We start from the raw sequence: 19,738 nt of genomic DNA, 5'->3' as shown, positions 1-19,738 counted from the left end.
GCCTCGAACCGCCACAACGTGCCCGAAGTATGGCAGCACTCCCCTGCGCACCGGACGACCTACGGGAGGAACACATGGCTACCGGCAAGAACACACCCTGGCGCGCCCGCCGCCTCCGTCCCGTCGACGGCGAGGACCTCGACGGCGACGCCACGTTCGGTACGGCACAGATCGGCCGGGACGCGGACTGCCGGTGATGCGGGGCGGGACCGAGCTGCTGCTGATCCCGCTCTCCCGGTCATCCCGCCGTTCGTCTTCATGGCCCGGGTCAGCGCCGAGCAGGCGCTGGTCACCTCCGACGTGATCGTCACCGACGGACTGAGGCCGGAGGCCTCGTGATCCCCGGTGCGGAGGCGACTACGAAGGCGACTGCGGAAGCGACTGCGGAGGCGGCTGCGGAGGCGGCTGCGGAGGCGCCGTCGAGGCGGCCGCGAGCGTGCGGGCTGGAACGGACGCGGTTACAGCCAGCCGACCTGGGTGACGAACATGGCGACGACGACCACGAGGGTCCAGCCGAGGACGTGCTCCAGCCAGGAGGAGTCGCCCTTGGGGCCTCCGGTGCGAACGAGGTCCAGGGCGGGGGCGGTCGGGGCGGCGCTGTCGGCAGTCATGATGTCCAATGTGCCAGCGTTCGCGGCCTTCGCGGTAGATGACGATGGTCACGTGGTGGTCCACATCACACCGCCGGGCCCTCACCGCTCCCCGAGAACACAGGGGGCGGCGAGGGCCCGGCGGCCTGTTCGGCGCCGTCGTCAGATGCGGGAATCGCGTCGGGAATCGCGTCGGGAATCGCGACTGCGGCCCGCCATGCCCGCCATCGCGAGGCCGAGGCAGAGTGCGACGACTCCGGTGATCACGTTGCTGACCACGGAACGAGTCGTGTCCATCTCTCCGGCGATGGCCCACGGGGCGATGATCGTCCACGCGCCGAGCGCTACGGCGGTCCAGGCCATCGCATGGGTGCGTTCGTAAGCCGACCCCAGACCACCCATGCACAGGCAGAACGCCAGGCCGGCGATCAGGTTGTTGATGGCCAGCGGGGTCAGGACGCTGAACCCGGCTATCCACGGCGAAGCCGCCAGGTACAGACCCGTGACCAGGGCCAGTGCTTCAACGGCTTGCGCGGCAGGGGTGCTGGTCACCCGCTCGAACCGAGTGCGCATCTCGGCAAGGTCCGGGTGGTGCTCGATGCTGCTGGGATGAGTGGTCATGGCGGACTGCCTCCTACAAGGAGCCTTATATGCCGTTTATGCCCATATTCCGCCCGTTAAGCCATCCGGACCAGCGGAGCTTTCGCGGCCCCCTCCCGGACCTGCCCCCGAGCTTTCCCGGAGCTTTCGCGGAGCTTCCCCGGAGCCTTCGCGGACCTGCCCCCGAGCTTCCCCGGAGCCTTCTCAGAGCACCCCGACCGCCGTCAGCGCGGCCGTGTGCCCCGCGCCCAGGGCCGCCGGGAAGTAGAGGTAGCAGATACCGCCGGCACCCGAGGCGACCTTGCCGGAGGCGCCGTGGCGCTTGGTGCGCAACCAGATGGTCTCCCATTCGGCGCGCTTGTAGACGCGGCGGACGGCGGGGTTGTCGGGCGAGTTGGGGTCGTTCGCGATCACGTCCCCGGCCGCCGTGAAGCCGATGACGGTCATCAGGTGGCCCGCGGTGCCGTAACCGGCGCCGCTGAGCTCCTCCGTGCGGAAGGACTGCGAGGTGATGGCCGGGATGCCGGCCCGGACCAGGGTCTCCAGGTCGGACAGCGCGGTGAGGCGGGTGACGACACCGGCGAGCCCGCGGTAGGTGGCCGCGTACGCGGGGTTGAAGGGCCAGTTGCCGCAGCCCTTGTAGGCGGCGTCGTAGGTGGAGCGGGCCGCGTGGCAGATCTGCGGGTCGGCGTACCTCGGGTTCACCCAGGTCAGGGCGGTGGCGCTGGCCTTCCCGCCCCAGTACTCGATGATCATCTGCGAGGAGGTGGGGCTGCACCAGGCCTCGCCGCCGTTGTCGTACTCGGGGTACTGCCCGGCGTGGGTCTCCTGCGAGTAGCGCGGGACCTTCAGCTCGTGGGCGGGACCCGAGAAGGAGGAGGCGGGGACCGCGAACCGGTCCGGGACGTCGGAGACCATCGCGCCCGCCAGCCACACGGTGGGGCCGCGGTCCGCGCCCGGCTTGCGGTACAGGGTGAGGCGCAGCTGCCAGTCCGTGATCCGCAGCCCGGCGGCCGCGGCCGGGGCGTCGACGGCCAGGGTGTCGGTCCAGACGGTGGACTTCCCGTCGGTCTGGCCGTCCACCGACGTGCGGCGGATGTCCCGGTCGCCGGAGGCCCACCGCCCCATCACGTACCAGAGGGTGGCGGTGCCGTCGGTGTAGGTGCCGCGCAGTTCGATCTGGATCCAGGTGCCGGCCGGGGTGCGGGCGTTCCAGGAGGCGATGGCCTCGGTGGCGGGCACGGTGGAGCGGTGCACCGGGGAGGTCCAGGTGGCGTACTCCCAGACGCTCTTCGTCCCGGTGTGCGGATCGGCGTACTCCGTACGGCCGGCGGCGGTCTTGATCTCCAGGCCGGGACGGGCGCCGCCGACGGCGGTGGTGCCCTTGTGGGCGCCGGCCAGCCAGTGGGCGAAGGAGTACCAGAAGCGGTTGTCGACGGTGCGGCCCGCTGCCCTTGGGGTCGGCCGGGCGGCCGCTGAGGCGTTGCCGCCGGGGACACCGGCGGCCGCCGCGGTGGCGACCGCGAGAGCGGCGACGAGTACGGCCCTGCGTGGCGTGGATGCTGTCATCGCGAGGTTCCCCCGGGGTGGGTCGGCGCTTCGGTGGGTTCACCCTTCCAGTTCCCGGCGGCCGTACGCCGAAGCCACTGGTCGTGTCGGGTTTGTCTACGCTGGTCGGGTGGAGCCACAGCAGTCACTTGAGTCACTCGCCCGGGAGCTTGCCGCGTTGCCGGTCTCCCTCGGCCCGGTGCGCCTGATCGGGATCGACGGTCACGCCGGATCCGGGAAGAGCACCTTCGCGGGGCGGCTCGCCGAAGCGCTGGGCGGGGCGCCCGTCCTGCACCTGGACGACGTGGCCAGCCACGAGGAGCTGTTCGGCTGGGAGGAGCGGCTGCGCGCGCAGGTGCTGGAGCCGCTCGCCGGGGGACGGCCCGCGCTCTGGGCCCCGTACGACTGGGTGGAGCGCCGCTTCGGGCCGGAGCGGGTGCTGGAGCCGGCGCCGGTGCTGCTGATCGAGGGGGTCGGGGCCGGCCGGCGGGCGCTGCGCCCGCTTCTGGCGGGGCTGCTGTGGATGGAGACGCCTCGTGCGCAGTCCTGGCTGCGGGGGCGAAACCGGGACGGGCGTGAACTTTCCGACTTCTGGGACGGATGGGAGCGCGAGGAGCGCGCGCACTTCTCCAATGACCCTTCGCGCCCCTTCGCCGACACCCTGGTGCGCCAGAGCGGTACGGGATACGAGTGGTCTTCCGGGGCGGGAGCGACGGCGGGAACCGCCGCTTCCGTGACCGAGGGTGACGAACTCCCCCGGGCCTGAGCGGCCCTGAAAATCCTCTCCGCCAGGCCTCCACCGACCTGCTTGACCTGGGGCCCGCACCGGCCTTACGTTCTCAATGCGCGGCCTTACGGCTGCTGCAGACACGAAGCCCCCGATTGTTCCCCCGTGATCGGGGGCTTCGTTCTGCCCGCGAACCCCCTTCCCACGGGTGTCACGCGACGCGGATCCGCCCCTGTTCTTCACCCTGAGTCACCGGACGCCCCCGGGGCGCACTCCCGAACCCGGCCCGTCGCGCCCTACGTAAGGTGCGAAACCGCAGGTACGATGCAGCCCTGATTTCAGCGACGCCAGCCGGGGGCACCGGTCAACTCGCGCGCTCGCAGCGGGGGTTGCCGCGCACCACGGGGGCAGGCTTGTGGGGGACGTGATGGATTTCGGCACGCCGGGCAGCATGCACGCCCCGGCCGAACTCGCCTGGCTGCGCGGAGTCGACGCCTGCACCATGGGCGCGTATCCGCAGGCCGAGGAGGAGTTCCGGGCGGCCGTACGACTCGACCCCTCGATGGCCGACGCCTGGCTGGGGCTGCACGCGCTCCGGGTGGACACCGGCAACGCGTTACTCCGGATGTACGCGCACCGGGACCGCTTCGGCGAGCAGCGGGCCCGGCACCGGCGGACACTGAACTCCTGGTACTGGCTGGGCTGGTGGGTGCAGCCGGTGCTGGAGAGCCGGCGGGACCTGCTGCTCGCCCACGCCTCGCACTGGCTGGACGGCCGCCACGTGCCCGAGCTGGACCAGGCCCTCGCGGCGCTGCCGCCGGTGGACACCGACTCCCAGGTACGGTTCCTGCACGCCTGCCGGGCCTACCTGGTGAAGGACTGGGAGCAACTGGTCCGGCACACCGAGCCGCTGGTGAACGATCCGCTGCTGGGGATCGAGGCGGGGCTGTTCGGCGGGATGGCCCGGGTCCGGCTGGAGATGTACGGGCAGGCGGAGCCGATGCTGTCGGCGGCCCTGATGCGATGTCGCAGCGAGCAGCCGCAGCGCAAGGAGCTGCGGTACTGGCTGGCGCGGGCGCACGAGGGCACCGGGCGCAGCGCGGCGGCGCTGCCGCTGTACCGGGCGGTGCACCGGGTGGATCCCTCGTTCATGGACACCGCGGCCCGGCTGACGGCCATCGAGGACGGCGACGACACCGACGGCATGGCCGATCTGGCGGGTCTGGCGGGGTACGCCGGCTACGGGGCCTACGCCGGGCACGGCCCGTCCCCGGCCGGCGGGGACTTCGCGGCGGTCGCGCTGGGCGGCGGGCCCGTCCAGGACATCGCGGCCGACAACCAGGCCGAGCCGGACCCGCTGGCTCCGCCGACTCCCCCGGCGGGCCGGGTGGAGGGCGCACGGCGCAAGGTGCCCGTCCCGCCGCAGGGCGGCCCCGAGGGGCTGCCGGCCGGTCCGGCCGACCCGGCGGCGCTCGCCGAGGCGCTGGCGGAGCTGGAGCGGATGGTGGGCCTGGAACCGGTCAAGCGGCAGGTGAAGGCGCTCTCGGCGCAGCTGCACATGGCGCGGCTGCGGGCGGGTCAGGGGCTACCGGTGCAGCCGCCGAAACGCCACTTCGTCTTCTCGGGGCCGTCGGGGACGGGGAAGACGACGGTCGCGCGGATCCTGGGGCGGGTCTTCTACGCGCTGGGACTGCTGGGCGGGGACCATCTGGTGGAGGCCCAGCGGGCGGACCTGGTGGGCGAGTTCCTGGGCCAGACCGCGGTGAAGGCGAACGAGCTGATCGATTCGGCGATCGGCGGGGTGCTGTTCGTGGACGAGGCGTACTCGCTGTCGAACTCGGGCTACAGCAAGGGCGACGCGTACGGCGACGAGGCCCTGCAGGTGCTGCTCAAGCGGGCCGAGGACAACCGGGACCACCTGGTGGTGATCCTGGCGGGCTATCCGGCGGGGATGGACCGGCTGCTGGCCGCCAATCCCGGGCTGTCCTCGCGGTTCACCACCCGGGTGGACTTCCCCAGCTACCGGCCGCTGGAGCTGACCGCGATCGGCGGGGTGCTGGCGGACGCGAACGGGGACCACTGGGACGAGGAGTCGCTGGAGGAGCTGCGCAGCATCAGCGGGCACGTGGTGGAGCAGGGCTGGATCGACGAGCTCGGCAACGGGCGCTTCCTGCGGACGCTGTACGAGAAGAGCTGCGCGTACCGGGACCTGCGGCTGGCGGGCTTCGCGGGTGAGCCTTCGCGGGACGACCTGGCCACGCTGCGGCTGCCGGACCTGATGCAGGCGTACGGGGAGGTCCTGTCGGGCCGAGGGCCGCAGGAACGGCCGGAGCCGCCGTTGTGACCCCGGCGGCCGCGGTGGCCGCGGTGGCCGGTGCGCGGAGCCTTCTCCCCGCCCCGCCCTTTCGCCGTTTCTCCCCCAGCTACCGCTGGAGGTGCCCCCAGGGCCTGCCCGGAGCCGGTCCTCAAACGCCGGACGGGCTGAAAATCCAGCCCGCCGGCGATTGAGGGGTGGGGGTTCCAGGGTTCCCCCGGACGGAGTCTGGGGGAACCCTGGCTACGCGCCCCGCACGTACGCCCGGTGTGACGGGTCGCGGACCTCGCCCACCAGCATTTCCAGGACGTCCTCCAGGGCGACCAGGCCCAGGACCCGGCCGGCGGGGTCGGCGACCTGCGCCAGGTGGGTGGCGTCGCGGCGCATCACGCCGAGGGCGTCGTCCAGCGGGACGGTGGCGCACAGGGTGGTCATCCGGCGCCAGACCCGCTGGGGCACGGCCCGCTCCCGGTCCTCCAGGTCCAGTACGTCCTTGACGTGCAGGTAGCCCATGAAGGCGCCACTGGCGGCACGGACGGGGAAACGGGAGTAGCCGGTGCGCACGGTCAGCTGCTCGATCTGGCGCGGGGTCACGTCGGGGCCGACCGTGACCAGGCGGTCCCGGTCGAGGAGGACGTCGCTGACGGGACGGCTGCCCAGTTCGAGGGCGTCCTCCAGCCGCTCCTGCTCGACCGGCTCCAGGAGCCCGGCCCGCCGGGAGTCCATGAGGAGCCGGCCCAGCTGGGCGGAGGTGTAGACGGCCTCGACCTCGTCCTTGGGTTCGACCTTGAAGAGCTTCAGGACGAGCTTGGCGCAGGCGCCGAGCGCGGTCGTGACCGGCCCGCACACACGGGCGAAGGCGACCAGGCCGGGGCTGAACCACAGGGCGGTCTTCTCAGGGGCGGCCATGGCGAGGTTCTTGGGGACCATCTCGCCGATGACCAGGTGCAGGAAGACCACGGCGGCGAGCGCGAGCGCGTAGCCGAGGGGGTGGATCAGGCCCTGCGGTACGTGGACGGCGTGGAAGACGGGCTCCAGCAGCCGGGCCACGGTGGGTTCGGCGACCGCGCCGAGGGTGAGCGAGCAGATGGTGATGCCGAACTGCGCGGCGGCCATCATGCGCGGGAGGTTCTCCAGGCCGTGGAGGACCTGGCGGGCCCGCTTGGAGCCGGCCGCGAGGGGCTCGATCTGGCTGCGCCGTACGGAGACGAGTGCGAACTCGGCGCCGACGAAGAAGCCGTTGGCGAGGACCAGCAGCAGGGCGAAGAGGAGCTGGAGCACGTTCACCGGGAGGCGCCTTCCAGCTCGGCCCGCTGCGGGACGCCTTCGCCGTGACGGCCGGAGCCGAGCAGGCCGGCGCCGTCGGCCGCGGAGGCGGGCCGGTACCCGCCGGCCGCGGGCACCGCCGTCAGCCGGACCAGGCGTACGAGCTCGGCGCGGTTGCGGCCCACCCGGCGGACGGACAGCTTCCAGCCGGGGAGATCGGCCCGGTCCCCGGGGGCGGGGATCCGGCCGAGCAGGTCGGCGACGAGGCCCGCGACGGTCTCGTACGGCCCTTCGGGCACCTCCAGGCCTATCCGGCGCAGGGTCTGCACCCGGCAGCTGCCGTCGGCCTCCCAGGAGGGGCGGCCGTCCTCGGCCGCCACGACGGCCAGTTCGGGGCTGTCGTCCTCGGCGAGGTCGTGCTCGTCGCGGACCTCGCCGACGAGTTCCTCGACGATGTCCTCCAGGGTGACCACGCCGGCGGTGCCGCCGTACTCGTCGACGACCACGGCCATCGGCTGTTCGCTGCGCAACCGTTCCAGCAGCGGCTGCACCGGCAGGGAGCCGGGCACCAGCAGCGGGGCGACGCAGATCCGGCTCACGGTGGTGCGGTCGCGGTCGGACTCGGGCACGGCGAGGGCGTCCTTGAGGTGGACCACGCCGGTGACCTCGTCGATGCGGTCGCGGTAGACCGGGAAGCGGGACAGGCCCGTGGCACGGGTCAGGTTGAGCACGTCGGCCGCGGTGGCCGTGTGCATGAGGGCGCTGACCTTCACCCGGGGGGTCATGACGTGCTGGGCCGTGAGCTCGCCCAGCGAGAGGGTCCGTACGAAGAGGTCGGCGGTGTCCTGTTCGAGGGCGCCGGCCTGGGCCGAATGGCGGACCAGGGAGACCAGTTCGCCGGGGGTCCGGGCGGAGGCCATCTCCTCGGTCGGCTCCACGCCGAGCGCCCGGACGAGCCGGTTGGCGACGGCGTTCAGCCCGGCGATGACCGGCCGGAAGGCGCGGGAGAAGGCGTTCTGGGGGCCGGCGACGAAGCGGGCCACCTGGAGCGGCCGGGAGACCGCCCAGTTCTTCGGTACGAGCTCGCCGACGACCATCTGGACGGCGGAGGCGAGCAGCATGCCGATGACGACGGCGACGCCGGGGACGGCTCCCTCGGGCAGGCCGGTCGCGGCGAGCGGCCCGGCCAGCAGCGCGGCGAGGGCGGGCTCGGCGAGCATGCCGACCACGAGGGAGGTGATGGTGATGCCGAGCTGGGTGCCTGAGAGCTGGAAGGAGAGCTCTTTCAGGGCCTCGACCACCGTGCGGGCACGGCGGTCACCGTCGGCTGCGGCGCGCTCGGCCTCGGGTCGCTCCACGGTGACGAGGCCGAATTCGGCTGCCACGAAGAAACCGTTGGCGAGGATCAGGGCGAATGCCGCCGCGAGCAGGAGTAGCGGAATGGTCATGCCGCCGCCTCCGGAGGGAGGGCGGCGCGGGTACTACCGGACGATCCGTCCATTGCTGGAGGGAGTCACTCCTCAAGTCGCAGGTGCCCACGGACCTCGGGGTCCCGGGGCCGGTGGGAGGGCGCACGACTGCGCCCCGCCACCAGGGTAGTCATTGAGATCCCGGCCGCAACGGTACGCAGCGACGAGGATCGGCGGTCTCAGCTGTCGTTCGCGCCGGTTCCGCGGGATTCGGCGAGGGCGCGCAGGGCGCGGGCGTCGCCGATCGCCTGCTGCTTGGCGACACCCGGCTGGATGCCGAGGACGGGCAGGCTGGTGCCGTCGCTGAGGTCCAGGAACACCCACGGGTCGCCGGGGCGGAGGTTGACGCGCAGGATCTGCGCCCACTCCAGGCGGCGGGTGGTGGTCAGGTTGACCACGGTGACTCCGGTCTCGTCCGCGACCACCTTGGGGCGGCTGAGCAGGACGAGTACGGAGGACAGCAGGACGGCGACGAAGACGAAGCTGATCCGCTCGCCGGGCTGCAGGCGCTCCAGCATCACCGCGATCGAGGTGATCGTGGCGAACATGGCGAGGCCGACGCCCAGCAGGACCACCCGGGTACGGGTCGGCCGGAAGGTGACCGGCAGGGCGGGGGGTTCGGGCTGGGCGGCGGACTCGGCCATGGTGGTTCAGGTGCCTTCTGCAGTGGTGGCGCGGGTCGGACGGGTCAGAGCCGGCAGGCGTGGATCGACGTGGTGAGGATCGCGCGCGCGCCGAGCTCGTACAGGTCGTCCATGATCCGCTGGGCTTCCTTGGCCGGGACCATGGCACGGACCGCGACCCAGCCCTCGTTGTGCAGCGGGGAGACGGTCGGCGACTCCAGGCCCGGGGTGAGGGCGACCGCGCGCTCGAGGTGCTCGGCGCGGCAGTCGTAGTCCATCATCACGTAGCTGCGGGCCACCAGGACGCCCTGGAGGCGGCGCAGGAACTGCTGGACCTGCGGGTCGTCGGCGTCGGCGCCGTTGCCGCGGATCACGACGGCCTCGGAGGTGAGGATCGGCTCGCCGATGACCTCCAGGCCCGCGTTGCGCAGGCTGGTGCCGGTCTCGACGACGTCCGCGATGATCTGGGCGACGCCGAGCTGGATGGCGGTCTCGACCGCGCCGTCGAGGTGGACGACGGAGGCGTCGATCCCCTTCTCGGCGAGGTGCTTGGCGACGATTCCCTCGTACGAGGTCGCGATCGTCATCCCGTGGAAGTCCCCGGGGCCCTTCGCCGTGCCGGGGGTGGTGGCGTAGCGGAAGGTGGACCGGCCGAAGTTCAGCGGCAGGATCTCCTCGGCGCTGGCGCCGGAGTCGAGCAGCAGGTCGCGGCCGGTGATGCCGATGTCGAGCTTGCCGGAGGAGACGTAGATCGCGATGTCCTTGGGGCGGAGGTAGAAGAACTCCACCTCGTTCTCGGGGTCGACGACCACGAGCTCCTTGGACTCCTTGCGCATCCGGTAGCCGGCCTCATGGAGCATCGCCGACGCCGGTCCGGAGAGTGAACCCTTGTTGGGGACGGCGATGCGCAGCATGGGGCTTCCTTTGGTGCGTGGTGTGCGTGGTTACGGGCGGGTGTGCGTGCCGTGGATCAGAGGTGCGCGTAGACGTCGTCGAGGGAGATCCCGCGCGCGACCATCATCACCTGGACGTGGTACAGCAGCTGGGAGATCTCCTCGGCGGCGGCTTCCTTGCCCTCGTACTCGGCGGCCATCCAGACCTCGGCGGCCTCCTCGACGACCTTCTTGCCGATGGCATGGACGCCCTTGTGGACGAGCTCGGCGGTGCGGGAGGTGCTGGGGTCGCCTTCGGCTGCCTTGAGCTGGAGCTCGGTGAAGAGCTCTTCGAAGGTCTTGGAGGGTTCGTTCGCCATGATGTCCTTAGAGTAAGGGCTCACCCGGGTGTCCCCGTGCCGGGGTTCACTCCTTGGACTAGCGCCAGGGTTCGCTGACGGTCCGCAGGGTCATGGCGGTGGAGACGGCGGCGGTGACCGCTTCGTGCCCCTTGTCCTCGTTCGACCCCTCGAGCCCGGCGCGGTCCAGCGCCTGCTCGTCGTTGTCGCAGGTCAGCACGCCGAAGCCGACGGGGACTCCGGTGTCGATCGACACCTGTACCAGGCCCTGGGTGACGCCCTGGCAGACGTAGTCGAAGTGCGGGGTGCCGCCGCGGATGACCACACCGAGGGCGACGATCGCATCGTAACCGCGACCGGCCAGCACCTTCGCCACGACCGGCAGCTCGAAGCTGCCCGGGACGCGGAGCAGGGTGGGCTCGTCGATGCCCAGCTCGTGCAGGGCCCGCAGGGCGCCGTCGACCAGTCCGTCCATGACCTTCTCGTGCCACTGGGCCGCGATCACGGCGACTCGGAGGTCTCCGCAGTTCTTCACGCTCAGTTCGGGTGCGCCCTTGCCGCTCACAGCTCTGCTCCTCGGTGGTTCGTGGATGTACGTACGGGTGGTGGTGCTTGCCTACTGGTTGCCGCAGGCGGACGTGGTCACGGCCCCGTCCAGCCAGGGCAGGTCGTGGCCCATCCGGTCCCGCTTGGTGCGCAGGTACCGGAGATTGTGCTCGCCCGCCTCGACCGGCATGGCCTCCCGGCCGGTGACCTCGATGCCGTACCGGACGAGGGCGGCGGACTTGTCGGGGTTGTTGGTCATCAGGCGGACGTCGTGCACGCCGAGGTCGGCGAGGATCTGCGCGCCGGCCGCGTAGTCGCGGGCGTCGGCGGGCAGGCCCAGTTCCAGGTTGGCGTCGAGGGTGTCGCGGCCGCGCTCCTGCAGTTCGTACGCGCGCAGCTTGGACAGCAGTCCGATGCCGCGGCCCTCGTGGCCGCGCAGGTAGACGACGATCCCGCGGCCCTCGTTTTTGATCCGCTCCATGGAGGCGTGCAACTGGGGGCCGCAGTCGCAGCGCTGGGAGGCGAAGATGTCGCCGGTGAGGCACTCGGAGTGCATGCGGACCAGGAGGTCCGTGCCGTCGCCGATCTCGCCGTGGACGAGGGCGACGTGCTCGACGCCGTCGACGGTGGAGCGGTAGCCGTAGGCCGTGAACGCGCCGAAGGCGGTCGGCAGGCTGACCTCGGCCTCGCGGCGCACGGTGGGCTCGGCGGAGCGGCGGTAGGCGATCAGGTCCTCGATGGAGATGATCGTCAGGCCGTGCTTGCGGGCGAAGGGGATCAGCTCGGGCAGGCGCAGCATGACGCCGTCCTCGCCGGCGATCTCCACGATGGCACCGGCCGGGCGCAGGCCCGCGAGGCGGGCGAGGTCGACGGCCGCCTCGGTGTGGCCGTTGCGGACGAGGACGCCGCCCGGCTTGGCGCGCAGCGGGAAGATGTGGCCGGGGCGGACGAAGTCGCCGGGGCCGCAGACCCCGTCGGCGAGGAGCCGCAGGGTGGCGGCGCGGTCGGCGGCCGAGATGCCGGTGGTGACGCCGTGGGCGGCGCTCGCGTCGACGGAGACGGTGAAGGCGGTCTTCATCGACTCGGTGTTGTTCTGGACCATCTGGGGGAGTTCGAGCCGGTCCAGCTCGGGGCCCTCCATGGGGGCGCAGATCAGGCCGCGGCACTCGCTCATCATGAAGGCGATGATCTCGGGGGTGGCCTTCTCGGCGGCGATGACGAGGTCGCCCTCGTTCTCGCGGTCCTCGTCGTCGACGACGACCACCGGCCGGCCCGCCGCGATGTCGCGGACGGCCTGCTCGACGGGGTCGAGGCGGAAGGTCTCTTCGGGGATCTCGGGCACGGGCTTGAGGGTGGTCATGCCGTTGCTCCTTCCAGGGCCGGGGCGGGGGTGGTGGTGCGCGAGCGCTGGTACCAGTCGTAGGCGCCCCAGACCACGAGGGCGAAGTACACGACGTAGACGAGGCCGGAGAAGGCCAGGCCGTTGTTGAAGGCGAGGGGGACGCCGACCAGGTCGACGAGGAGCCAGGCGATCCAGAACTCGACGAGGCCGCGCGCCTGGGCGACCATCGCGACGATGGTGCCGACGAAGATGTACGCGTCGGCCCACGGGCTCCAGGACAGGTCCGGGTAGAGCGTGAACAGGCCGCCGACGGCGAGGGTGCCGAGCGCCGCTCCGGCGAGGAGCAGTCCGCGCTCCTTCCAGGTGGCGGTGCGCACGGCGATGGAGCCGTCCTGGGCCTGCTGCCGGCCGAGCTGCCAGGCCCGCCAGCCCCACGCGGCCACGCCGATGACCAGGAGCTGCTTGCCGACGCCGCCGGCGAGGTGGGCGGAGGCGTAGGCGGCGATGAGGATCAGGCCGGAGAGGAGCTGGGCGGGCCAGGTCCATATGGAGCGGCGCCAGCCCAGGGCGAGCGCGGCCAGGCCCATCAGGTTGCCGATCATGTCGGACCAGATGACCTTCTGGCCGAAGACGGTGAAGGCCTCGGCGTTGAGCCAGGTCAGGGCGGTCACTGGTCGTCTCCCGTCGGACGCGCGTGCAGGGGGTCGACCCCGGCGGCCAGGAGGCGCTCGACGTACTTCGCAAGGACGTCGACCTCCAGGTTGACCGGGTCGCCGGGCTGCTTGGTGCCGAGCGTGGTCAGGGCGAGGGTGGTGGGGATGAGGCTGATCGTGAACCAGTCGGCGGCCGCCTCGACCACGGTGAGGCTGACGCCGTCGACCGTGATGGAGCCCTTCTCGACCACGTACCGGGAGAGGTTCTCCGGGAGGGCGACCTTGACGATCTCCCAGTGCTCGGAGGGGGTCCGGGAGAGGATCTCGCCGGTTCCGTCCACGTGCCCCTGGACCAGGTGGCCGCCGAGGCGTCCGCCGAGGGCCATCGGGCGCTCCAGGTTGACCCGGGAGCCCTCGGCGAGGGCGCCGAGGCTGGAGCGGTTCAGGGTCTCCTGCATGACGTCGGCGGTGAACTCGCCGTCGGCGGTCTCCACGACGGTCAGGCAGACGCCGTTCACGGCGATCGAGTCGCCGTGCTTGGCGCCCTCGGTGACCAGGGGGCCGCGCAGCCGGAAGCGGGAGGCCTCCTCGAGCTGCTCGACGGCGGCGACCTCGCCCAGTTCTTCGACGATTCCGGTGAACACTCAGTGCTCCTTGGGGGCGGTGGTGGGGATGGCGGTGATGCGGAGATCGGGGCCCACGCGCACGGCCTCGGTGATGTCGAGGCGTACGGCGTGGGAGATGTTCGTGATGCCCGCGTCGCCGAAGGCCGCGGGGCCGGCGCCGAGCAGGGCCGGGGCGAGGTAGCCGACGATCCGGTCGACGGCTCCGTCCTCGACGAAGGCGCCCGCCAGGGTGGGGCCGCCCTCCAGGAGGAGGGAGCGCACGCCGCGGGCGTACAGCTCCGCGAGGAGCCTGCGGACCGGGATGCGGCCGTCCTGCAGGGGCAGCCGCAGGAGGTCGACGCCGGGCAGGTGACGGGTGTCGGCGTCCTCGGCGACGACCAGCAGCGTGGGTGCGGAGTCGTCGAGGATGCGGGCGCCCGGCTGGAGTCCGGCGTGGGTGTCGAGGGCCACGCGCAGGGGCTGGGTGGCTCCGTCGATGCCGCGTACGGCCAGGTGCGGGTCGTCGGCGCGCAGGGTGCCGCCGCCCACCAGGACGGCGTCGGCCTCGGCGCGCAGCCGGTGGACGTCCGCGCGGGACTCGGAGGAGCTGATCCAGCGGCTGGTGCCGTCGGCCGCGGCGCTGCGGCCGTCGAGGGTGGCGGCGTACTTCCAGGTCACATGGGGGCGGGCGAGCCGTACGGAGGTCAGCCAGGCGGTGTTGCCGGCCTCGGCCTCCGCCTCCAGCAGCCCGGCCTCGGTGTCGACCCCGGCGGCGCGCAGGGTGGCCGCGCCACCGCTGGCCTGCGGGTTCGGGTCGGAGACGGCGTAGACCACGCGGGCGATCCCGGCCTCGACGAGGGCGCGGGCGCAGGGTCCCGTACGGCCGGTGTGGTTGCAGGGTTCGAGGGTGACGTAGGCGGTGCCGCCGCGGGCCGCGTCGCCTGCGGTGCGCAGGGCGTTGACCTCGGCGTGCGGGCCGCCGGCCCGCTCGTGCCAGCCCTCGCCCACGACGGTTCCGGAGGCGTCGGTGATGACGCAGCCGACGACGGGGTTGGGGCTGGTGGAGCCGAGTCCGCGGGCGGCGAGCTCGACGGCTCGGCGCATGGCACGGGTACCCGCGTCGGATGCGGGTGCTGCGTGCGCGGCGTGTGTCGCCACCGGGTCCTCCTGCCTCATCGGGCACGGACTCCGGGGCCTGTCGGGATACGACAGATGAAGCGGTCCAGCTCACAGGGGGACGCCGAGGCCGAAAAAACGGTCCGATCGGGCATGTCCGCAGGGATATGCCGATGAACCGCCGACGGCGGCGTACCCGTGACTGGCCCGCCGCGCACTGCCTCCCATCCGGACTTTAACCGTCGGTCCAGGAATCTCACCTGGTCAACCGGCCGCTGGCTGCGGACGGGTCGCGGACTATAACCGCCGGTTCGGAATTACACCGACCCCGGAGTGCGCTGCTACTGGTACTCCAGCCAGTCTGCCACGGGTGATCCGCCGCCACGCAGGTGATGCGGTGTGGCCTGGCTCACAGAGGGTGACCCGGGGGGTGACCGCGGCCGAGACCTGGCCAAGTGGGCCGGGGGTTGGTCCAGACCTATTGACGGGGTGGTCTAGTCCTCTTAACGTTCCCTTCATCTTCTCGGGAACAGCCCGTCAGATGTGCGCACGTCACGGGCCAACACGCTTCTGCACCAGTCCTGTTGCTTCACGTTGTGTCCACCTGTGTCCCGCATCCTCCCCTCCCCAGGAGGCACCATGCCGTCCCCCACACGTACGAGAGCGATGCTCCTGGCATCCGGCGCCGCGATCGCCGGACTGCTGGTGGGCGGGCTCTCTGCGGGCGTCTCGCACGCCGCCGACAACGAGAGCTGTCGCCCCGACGGGCTCTACAAGACGGCCGGCGTCGACGTCCCGTACTGCTCGGTCTACGACTCCGAAGGCCGCGAGAAGATGGGCGCCGACCACCAGCGCCGCGTCATCGGATACTTCACCGGCTGGCGCACCGGCAAGGACGGCACGCCCGCCTACCTCGCCCACAACATCCCGTGGTCCAAGGTCACCCACCTGAACTACGCCTTCGCCCACGTGGGCGCCGACAACAAGATCTCGGTCGGCGCGGACAACGTGAACAACGCCGCCACCGGGATGACCTGGCCCGGCGTCGCGGGCGCCGAGATGGACCCGGCCCTCCCCTACAAGGGCCACTTCAACCAGCTGACGAAGTTCAAGAAGCAGTACCCGGGCGTCAAGACGCTGATCTCGGTCGGCGGCTGGGCCGAGACCGGCGGCTACTTCGGCGACGACGGCAACCGCGTCGCCTCCGGCGGCTTCTACTCGATGGCCACGAACGCCGACGGCTCGGTGAACCAGGCCGGCATCGACACCTTCGCCGACTCCTCGGTCGAGTTCATCCGCAAGTACGGGTTCAACGGCGTCGACATCGACTACGAGTACCCGACCACGATGAAGGACGCGGGCAACCCGCTGGACTGGCAGCTGGCCAACGCCCGCCGCGCCGGTCTGGTCCAGGGCTACGCGGCCCTGATGAAGTCCCTGCGCGAGAAGCTCGACCGCGCGGGCGCCGCCGACGGCAAGCACTACCTGCTCTCCGTCGCCGCCCCCTCCTCCGGCTACCTGCTGCGGGGCATGGAGACGTTCCAGGTCCAGAAGTACCTGGACTACGTCAACATCATGTCCTACGACCTGCACGGCGCCTGGAACGAGTACGTCGGCCCCAACGCCTCGCTCTTCGACGACGGCAAGGACGGCGAACTCGCCGCCGCCGGCGTCTACTCCACCTCCCAGTACGGCGGCATCGGCTACCTCAACACCGACTGGGCGTACCACTACTTCCGCGGCTCGATGCCGGGCGGCCGCATCAACATCGGCCTGCCCTACTACACGCGCGGCTTCAAGAACGTGCAGGGCGGCACCGACGGGCTGTGGGGCAAGGCACCCGCGACGACCTGCCCGGCCGGCGCGGGCCTGGCCAAGTGCGGTGACGGCGCGGTCGGCATCGACAACCTCTGGCACGACAAGGACACCAACGGGGTCGAGTCCCCGGCGGGCTCCAACCCGATGTGGCACGCCAAGAACCTGGAGAAGGGGGTCGTCGGCGACTACGTCACCAGGTACGGCTTCCCGGCGAACACCACGCTGAGCGGCGCCTACGTCCGCAAGTACGACTCCACCCTGGTGGCGCCGTGGCTGTGGAACGCGCAGAAGAAGGTCTTCCTCTCGACGGAGGACGAGCAGTCGGTGGCCGCCAAGGCCGACTACGTGGTGAACAAGGGCATCGGCGGCACGATGGTCTGGGAGCTCGCGGGCGACTACGCGTACAACGCGGCCAAGGGCCAGTACGAGATGGGTGACACGCTCACCGACACGATGTACCAGAAGTTCAAGTCGGCCTCCCCGTACGGCGCGAAGAAGTCCAACGCGGCGCTTCCCGCCCAGGCCGTGAACATCAGGACGGAGTTCACCGAGTTCAAGCTGGGGGACTCCAACTACCCGCTCACCCCGAAGCTCAAGATCACCAACAACACGAACACGACGCTGCCCGGGGGCACCGAGTTCCAGTTCGACTACGGGACCTCGGCCCCGGACAACGCCTCCGACCAGTCGGGCTTCGGCACGAAGGTGATCAGCAGCGGTCACACCGGCACCAACGCCGGCGGCCTGAAGGGCGACTTCCAGCGGGTCTCCCTCAAGCTCCCGGCCTGGCAGACGCTGGCCCCGGGCGCCTCGGTGGACCTGGCGTTCAACTACTACCTGCCGGTCTCCACGCCCTCCAACTGGACGGTGAACATCTCCGGCACCACCTACGCCCTCGCCGGTGACCTGGCACGCGGCACCACGGTGACGGAACCGGGCGGCACCCAGCCGCCGACCACCCCGCCGACCACTCCCCCGACCACGCCGCCCACCACCCCTCCCCCGACGGGCGGGACCTGCACCGGCCCGGCGTACGCGGCGGGCACGGTCTACAACAGCGGCAACGTCGTCTCCCACAAGGGCCGCAACTGGAAGGCCCAGTGGTGGACGCAGAACGAGGAGCCCGGCACCACCGGAGAATGGGGTGTCTGGAAGGACCAGGGCGCCTGCTGACCCTGATCCGTACGTGCGTGCGCACGTGAGCGGGTGAGGACCCGGTGGCCCGGCGGCCACCGGGTCCTCGCCCGTGCCTAGGCTGTCCCGGTGAGCACCCATGTCACCGCGACCGAAGCGGACTTCGAGGAACACCGGCCCCGGATGTTCGGCATCGCCTACCGCATGCTCGGCTCCGCCGCGGAGGCCGAGGACACCGTGCAGGACGCGTACCTGCGCTGGGTGTCGGCGGACCGCGCGGACATTCGGCACCCGGGGGCCTGGCTCGCCAAGGTCGTCACGAATCTGTGCCTCAACAACCTCACCTCGGCGCGCGTCCGGCGCGAGGAGTACGTCGGCCCCTGGCTCCCGGAGCCGGTCCTCACCGGGGACGGGACGCTCGGCCCGCTGGAGTCGGCGGAGCAGCGGGACAGCGTGTCGATGGCCCTGCTGGTGCTGCTGGAGCAGCTCACGCCGGTGGAGCGGGCGGTCTACGTGCTGCGCGAGGCCTTCGCGTACGGCCACCGGGAGATCGCCGGGCTCCTGGACCTCAGCGAGGCCAACTGCCGCCAGCTCTACCGTCGGGCGGCGGGCCGGGTGGCGGCGGAGCGGGCGGCCACCGAGGAGCGGCGCTTCGAACCGGACCCCGAGCGGTGGCAGAGCCTGGTGAAGACCTTCCTTTCGGCGGCCCGCGGCGGGGACCTGGAACGGCTGGAGGGCCTGCTGACGGCCGACGTGCGGTACGTGTCGGACGGCGGCGGCGTGGTCGGCGCGGCACTGCGGCCGATCGTGGGGCGGGACAAGGTGGCCCGGTTCTCGATCGGGGTGCTGGAGAAGTTCGCCGCGGGCCTGCCGGTCACCGTCGCGGAGGTCAACGGCACGCCCGCGCTGCTCTTCGGGGAGGTGGCGGTCCTCTTGGTGGAATTCGAGAACGGACTGGTCAGCGGCATCAGCACGGTGGTCAATCCGGAGAAGCTGGCCTTCCTCCGGCGGCAGCTGTCACATTCCTGAGGACTGTCCTGTCCCAGCTGGCGAAAAACGTTCCCGGCGAAAGGCGGACCCCATGAGCACCATCCTCGTCACCGGAGGCACCGGCACCCTCGGCACCCTGGTCGTGTCCCGGCTGCGGGAGGCGGGCCACGAGGTCCGCGTACTGAGCCGGCACGCCCCCGAGTACCCGGTGGACCTGCAGGACGGAAGCGGACTGGACGCGGCGATGGCCGGCGTGGAAGTGGTCGTGCACTGCGCGAGCAACACGCGCCGCGCGGGCAAGGGCGACGAGATGGCCACGGGGCACCTGATCGACGCGGCCCGCCGGGCGGGGACGGTCGGCAACATGGTCTACATCTCGATCGTCGGGGTGGACGTGGTTCCGCTCGGCTACTACAAGGCGAAGCTGCGGGTGGAGCGGATGCTGGAGGGATCCGGGCTGGGGGTGACGATCCTGCGCACCACGCAGTTCCACGACCTGGTGGCGCAGGTGACCGACGCTGCGGCGAAGCTGCCGGTCGTGCCGGTGCCGAAGGGGGTCCCGGTGCAGCCGATCGCCGTCGAGGAGGTCGCGGACCGGCTGGCCGAGCTCGCGGTCCCCGCCCCGGCGGGCCGGGTCCCCGACATGGGCGGTCCGCAGATCCGGCGCCTGACGGACCTGGCCCGCGCCTACCTGGAGGCGACCGGCCGCCGCGGCCGGGTGGTCCCCGTCCCGCTGGCGGGCAAGACGTACGCCGCCTTCCGCCGGGGCGGCCACCTGACCCCGTCCCACGCGGTGGGCAAGGGCACGTTCGCACAGTTCCTCGCGGCGCGGGGGCGGTAACGGGCGGGGCCGGGTCCCTTGGCCTGGCCGGCCGGAACGCCGCAGTCCCACCGGGGCCGGGTGCGTGCCGGGGCACCCCTGGCCCGGCCGGCCGGAACGCCGCAGTCCCACCGGGGCCGGGTGTGTGCCGGGGCGCTCCCCGCAGGGCGTCGAACGCAAGGTGGCCCGGCCCGCCGACCCCCCGTCACGTTCGGCGTCCGAGGAGACGCCCCGGCGCGCGCACGGCCCCACCCGCACCGGCGAAGCCTGCCGCCCCGATCCCGCACGAGCGGCGCAGCCACCCGCGCTCGAGGAGACGCCCCGGCGCGCGCCCCGCCCCAGCACC

The 19,738-nt window shown here is 71.8% G+C and carries 19 protein-coding genes and 1 riboswitch; of the genes, 6 read left to right on the top strand and 13 right to left on the bottom strand.

What is annotated here, in order from left to right; all coding sequences use genetic code 11:
- Positions 1-74 precede the first annotated feature (74 nt).
- Positions 75-197 (top strand): hypothetical protein, encoded by a 123-nt coding sequence (locus RIU97_RS32875; protein ID WP_404961161.1) that lies wholly within the window; start codon positions 75-77, stop codon positions 195-197.
- 261 nt (positions 198-458) lie between these two features.
- On the opposite strand, the gene RIU97_RS32870 is transcribed toward RIU97_RS32875, so the two are convergent.
- The 3 genes from RIU97_RS32870 to RIU97_RS32860 all read right to left on the bottom strand — a co-directional run bounded on the left by RIU97_RS32870 (position 459) and on the right by RIU97_RS32860 (position 2,759).
- Positions 459-611, bottom strand: a complete 153-nt coding sequence (locus RIU97_RS32870) for an SCO1431 family membrane protein (protein WP_404961160.1) — start codon at positions 609-611, stop codon at positions 459-461.
- Positions 612-752: 141 nt separating this feature from the next.
- On the bottom strand, positions 753-1,211 hold the full coding sequence (locus RIU97_RS32865) for an SPW repeat protein (RefSeq protein WP_404961159.1): 459 nt from the start codon (positions 1,209-1,211) through the stop codon (positions 753-755).
- A 183-nt stretch (positions 1,212-1,394) separates the two neighbouring features.
- The gene (locus RIU97_RS32860) at positions 1,395-2,759 is read right to left on the bottom strand and encodes a peptidase C39 family protein (protein WP_404961158.1); all 1,365 of its coding nucleotides are present in this window, start codon (positions 2,757-2,759) and stop codon (positions 1,395-1,397) included.
- A 109-nt stretch (positions 2,760-2,868) separates the two neighbouring features.
- On the opposite strand from RIU97_RS32860, the gene RIU97_RS32855 reads away from it, so the two are divergent.
- Entirely contained in the window at positions 2,869-3,504 is a 636-nt protein-coding gene (locus RIU97_RS32855) for a uridine kinase (protein ID WP_404961157.1), read from the top strand.
- A 388-nt stretch (positions 3,505-3,892) separates the two neighbouring features.
- Positions 3,893-5,809 carry an AAA family ATPase gene (locus RIU97_RS32850; protein ID WP_404961156.1) on the top strand — a complete coding sequence of 639 codons (1,917 nt, stop codon included), beginning with the start codon at positions 3,893-3,895 and terminating at the stop codon, positions 5,807-5,809.
- Positions 5,810-6,022: 213 nt separating this feature from the next.
- Here the strand turns inward: RIU97_RS32850 and RIU97_RS32845 are convergent, their stop codons facing one another.
- From RIU97_RS32845 to ribD, 10 genes are all read right to left on the bottom strand, one after another.
- Entirely contained in the window at positions 6,023-7,066 is a 1,044-nt protein-coding gene (locus RIU97_RS32845) for a hemolysin family protein (RefSeq protein ID WP_404961155.1), read from the bottom strand.
- Positions 7,063-8,493 (bottom strand): hemolysin family protein, encoded by a 1,431-nt coding sequence (locus RIU97_RS32840; protein ID WP_404961154.1) that lies wholly within the window; start codon positions 8,491-8,493, stop codon positions 7,063-7,065. Before RIU97_RS32840 ends, RIU97_RS32845 begins: the two co-directional genes overlap by 4 nt.
- A gap of 200 nt (positions 8,494-8,693) precedes the next feature.
- Positions 8,694-9,158: a PH domain-containing protein gene (locus RIU97_RS32835; protein WP_404961153.1), complete on the bottom strand. Its 465-nt coding sequence runs from the start codon at positions 9,156-9,158 to the stop codon at positions 8,694-8,696.
- Positions 9,159-9,202: 44 nt separating this feature from the next.
- Positions 9,203-10,051, bottom strand: coding sequence for an ATP phosphoribosyltransferase (gene hisG / locus RIU97_RS32830; RefSeq protein ID WP_404961152.1), 849 nt, complete (start codon positions 10,049-10,051; stop codon positions 9,203-9,205).
- Positions 10,052-10,107: 56 nt separating this feature from the next.
- Positions 10,108-10,389 carry a phosphoribosyl-ATP diphosphatase gene (locus RIU97_RS32825; RefSeq protein ID WP_319730509.1) on the bottom strand — a complete coding sequence of 94 codons (282 nt, stop codon included), beginning with the start codon at positions 10,387-10,389 and terminating at the stop codon, positions 10,108-10,110.
- A 58-nt stretch (positions 10,390-10,447) separates the two neighbouring features.
- Entirely contained in the window at positions 10,448-10,933 is a 486-nt protein-coding gene (ribH, locus tag RIU97_RS32820) for a 6,7-dimethyl-8-ribityllumazine synthase (protein WP_007262951.1), read from the bottom strand.
- A 51-nt stretch (positions 10,934-10,984) separates the two neighbouring features.
- Positions 10,985-12,274 (bottom strand): bifunctional 3,4-dihydroxy-2-butanone-4-phosphate synthase/GTP cyclohydrolase II, encoded by a 1,290-nt coding sequence (locus RIU97_RS32815; protein ID WP_404961151.1) that lies wholly within the window; start codon positions 12,272-12,274, stop codon positions 10,985-10,987.
- Positions 12,271-12,927, bottom strand: a complete 657-nt coding sequence (locus RIU97_RS32810) for a nicotinamide mononucleotide transporter family protein (RefSeq protein ID WP_361765248.1) — start codon at positions 12,925-12,927, stop codon at positions 12,271-12,273. Before RIU97_RS32810 ends, RIU97_RS32815 begins: the two co-directional genes overlap by 4 nt.
- On the bottom strand, positions 12,924-13,553 hold the full coding sequence (locus RIU97_RS32805) for a riboflavin synthase (RefSeq protein WP_404961150.1): 630 nt from the start codon (positions 13,551-13,553) through the stop codon (positions 12,924-12,926). The genes RIU97_RS32810 and RIU97_RS32805 overlap by 4 nt, the downstream gene beginning before the upstream one ends.
- Positions 13,554-14,690, bottom strand: coding sequence for a bifunctional diaminohydroxyphosphoribosylaminopyrimidine deaminase/5-amino-6-(5-phosphoribosylamino)uracil reductase RibD (gene ribD, locus RIU97_RS32800; protein WP_404961149.1), 1,137 nt, complete (start codon positions 14,688-14,690; stop codon positions 13,554-13,556).
- Positions 14,691-14,840: 150 nt separating this feature from the next.
- Positions 14,841-14,971: riboswitch (FMN riboswitch) on the bottom strand.
- 298 nt (positions 14,972-15,269) lie between these two features.
- Between ribD and RIU97_RS32795 the strand changes: the two genes are divergently transcribed.
- The 3 genes from RIU97_RS32795 to RIU97_RS32785 all read left to right on the top strand — a co-directional run bounded on the left by RIU97_RS32795 (position 15,270) and on the right by RIU97_RS32785 (position 19,413).
- Positions 15,270-17,621 carry a chitinase C-terminal domain-containing protein gene (locus RIU97_RS32795; protein ID WP_404961148.1) on the top strand — a complete coding sequence of 784 codons (2,352 nt, stop codon included), beginning with the start codon at positions 15,270-15,272 and terminating at the stop codon, positions 17,619-17,621.
- Between the two features lie 90 nt (positions 17,622-17,711).
- The gene (locus RIU97_RS32790) at positions 17,712-18,611 is read left to right on the top strand and encodes an RNA polymerase sigma-70 factor (protein WP_404961147.1); all 900 of its coding nucleotides are present in this window, start codon (positions 17,712-17,714) and stop codon (positions 18,609-18,611) included.
- Positions 18,612-18,663: 52 nt separating this feature from the next.
- Positions 18,664-19,413 (top strand): SDR family oxidoreductase, encoded by a 750-nt coding sequence (locus RIU97_RS32785; RefSeq protein ID WP_404961146.1) that lies wholly within the window; start codon positions 18,664-18,666, stop codon positions 19,411-19,413.
- The last annotated feature ends 325 nt before the right edge of the window (positions 19,414-19,738 follow it).

This window comes from Streptomyces sp. 147326, from assembly GCF_045000215.1.
GTDB lineage: Bacteria > Actinomycetota > Actinomycetes > Streptomycetales > Streptomycetaceae > Streptomyces.
The sequence above is the reverse complement of the archived record's forward strand: the minus strand, read 5'-3'. Positions and strand labels throughout refer to the sequence as shown.

Coding starts and splice junctions, on each gene's coding strand:
- RIU97_RS32840 (WP_404961154.1), bottom strand. CDS start 8,493: ATGACCATTCCGCTACTCCTGCTCGCGGCGGCATTCGCCCTGATCCTC.
- RIU97_RS32815 (WP_404961151.1), bottom strand. CDS start 12,274: ATGACCACCCTCAAGCCCGTGCCCGAGATCCCCGAAGAGACCTTCCGC.
- ribD (WP_404961149.1), bottom strand. CDS start 14,690: ATGAGGCAGGAGGACCCGGTGGCGACACACGCCGCGCACGCAGCACCC.
- RIU97_RS32860 (WP_404961158.1), bottom strand. CDS start 2,759: ATGACAGCATCCACGCCACGCAGGGCCGTACTCGTCGCCGCTCTCGCG.
- RIU97_RS32870 (WP_404961160.1), bottom strand. CDS start 611: ATGACTGCCGACAGCGCCGCCCCGACCGCCCCCGCCCTGGACCTCGTT.
- RIU97_RS32825 (WP_319730509.1), bottom strand. CDS start 10,389: ATGGCGAACGAACCCTCCAAGACCTTCGAAGAGCTCTTCACCGAGCTC.
- RIU97_RS32785 (WP_404961146.1), top strand. CDS start 18,664: ATGAGCACCATCCTCGTCACCGGAGGCACCGGCACCCTCGGCACCCTG.
- RIU97_RS32850 (WP_404961156.1), top strand. CDS start 3,893: ATGGATTTCGGCACGCCGGGCAGCATGCACGCCCCGGCCGAACTCGCC.
- RIU97_RS32865 (WP_404961159.1), bottom strand. CDS start 1,211: ATGACCACTCATCCCAGCAGCATCGAGCACCACCCGGACCTTGCCGAG.
- RIU97_RS32795 (WP_404961148.1), top strand. CDS start 15,270: ATGCCGTCCCCCACACGTACGAGAGCGATGCTCCTGGCATCCGGCGCC.
- RIU97_RS32875 (WP_404961161.1), top strand. CDS start 75: ATGGCTACCGGCAAGAACACACCCTGGCGCGCCCGCCGCCTCCGTCCC.
- hisG (WP_404961152.1), bottom strand. CDS start 10,051: ATGCTGCGCATCGCCGTCCCCAACAAGGGTTCACTCTCCGGACCGGCG.
- RIU97_RS32835 (WP_404961153.1), bottom strand. CDS start 9,158: ATGGCCGAGTCCGCCGCCCAGCCCGAACCCCCCGCCCTGCCGGTCACC.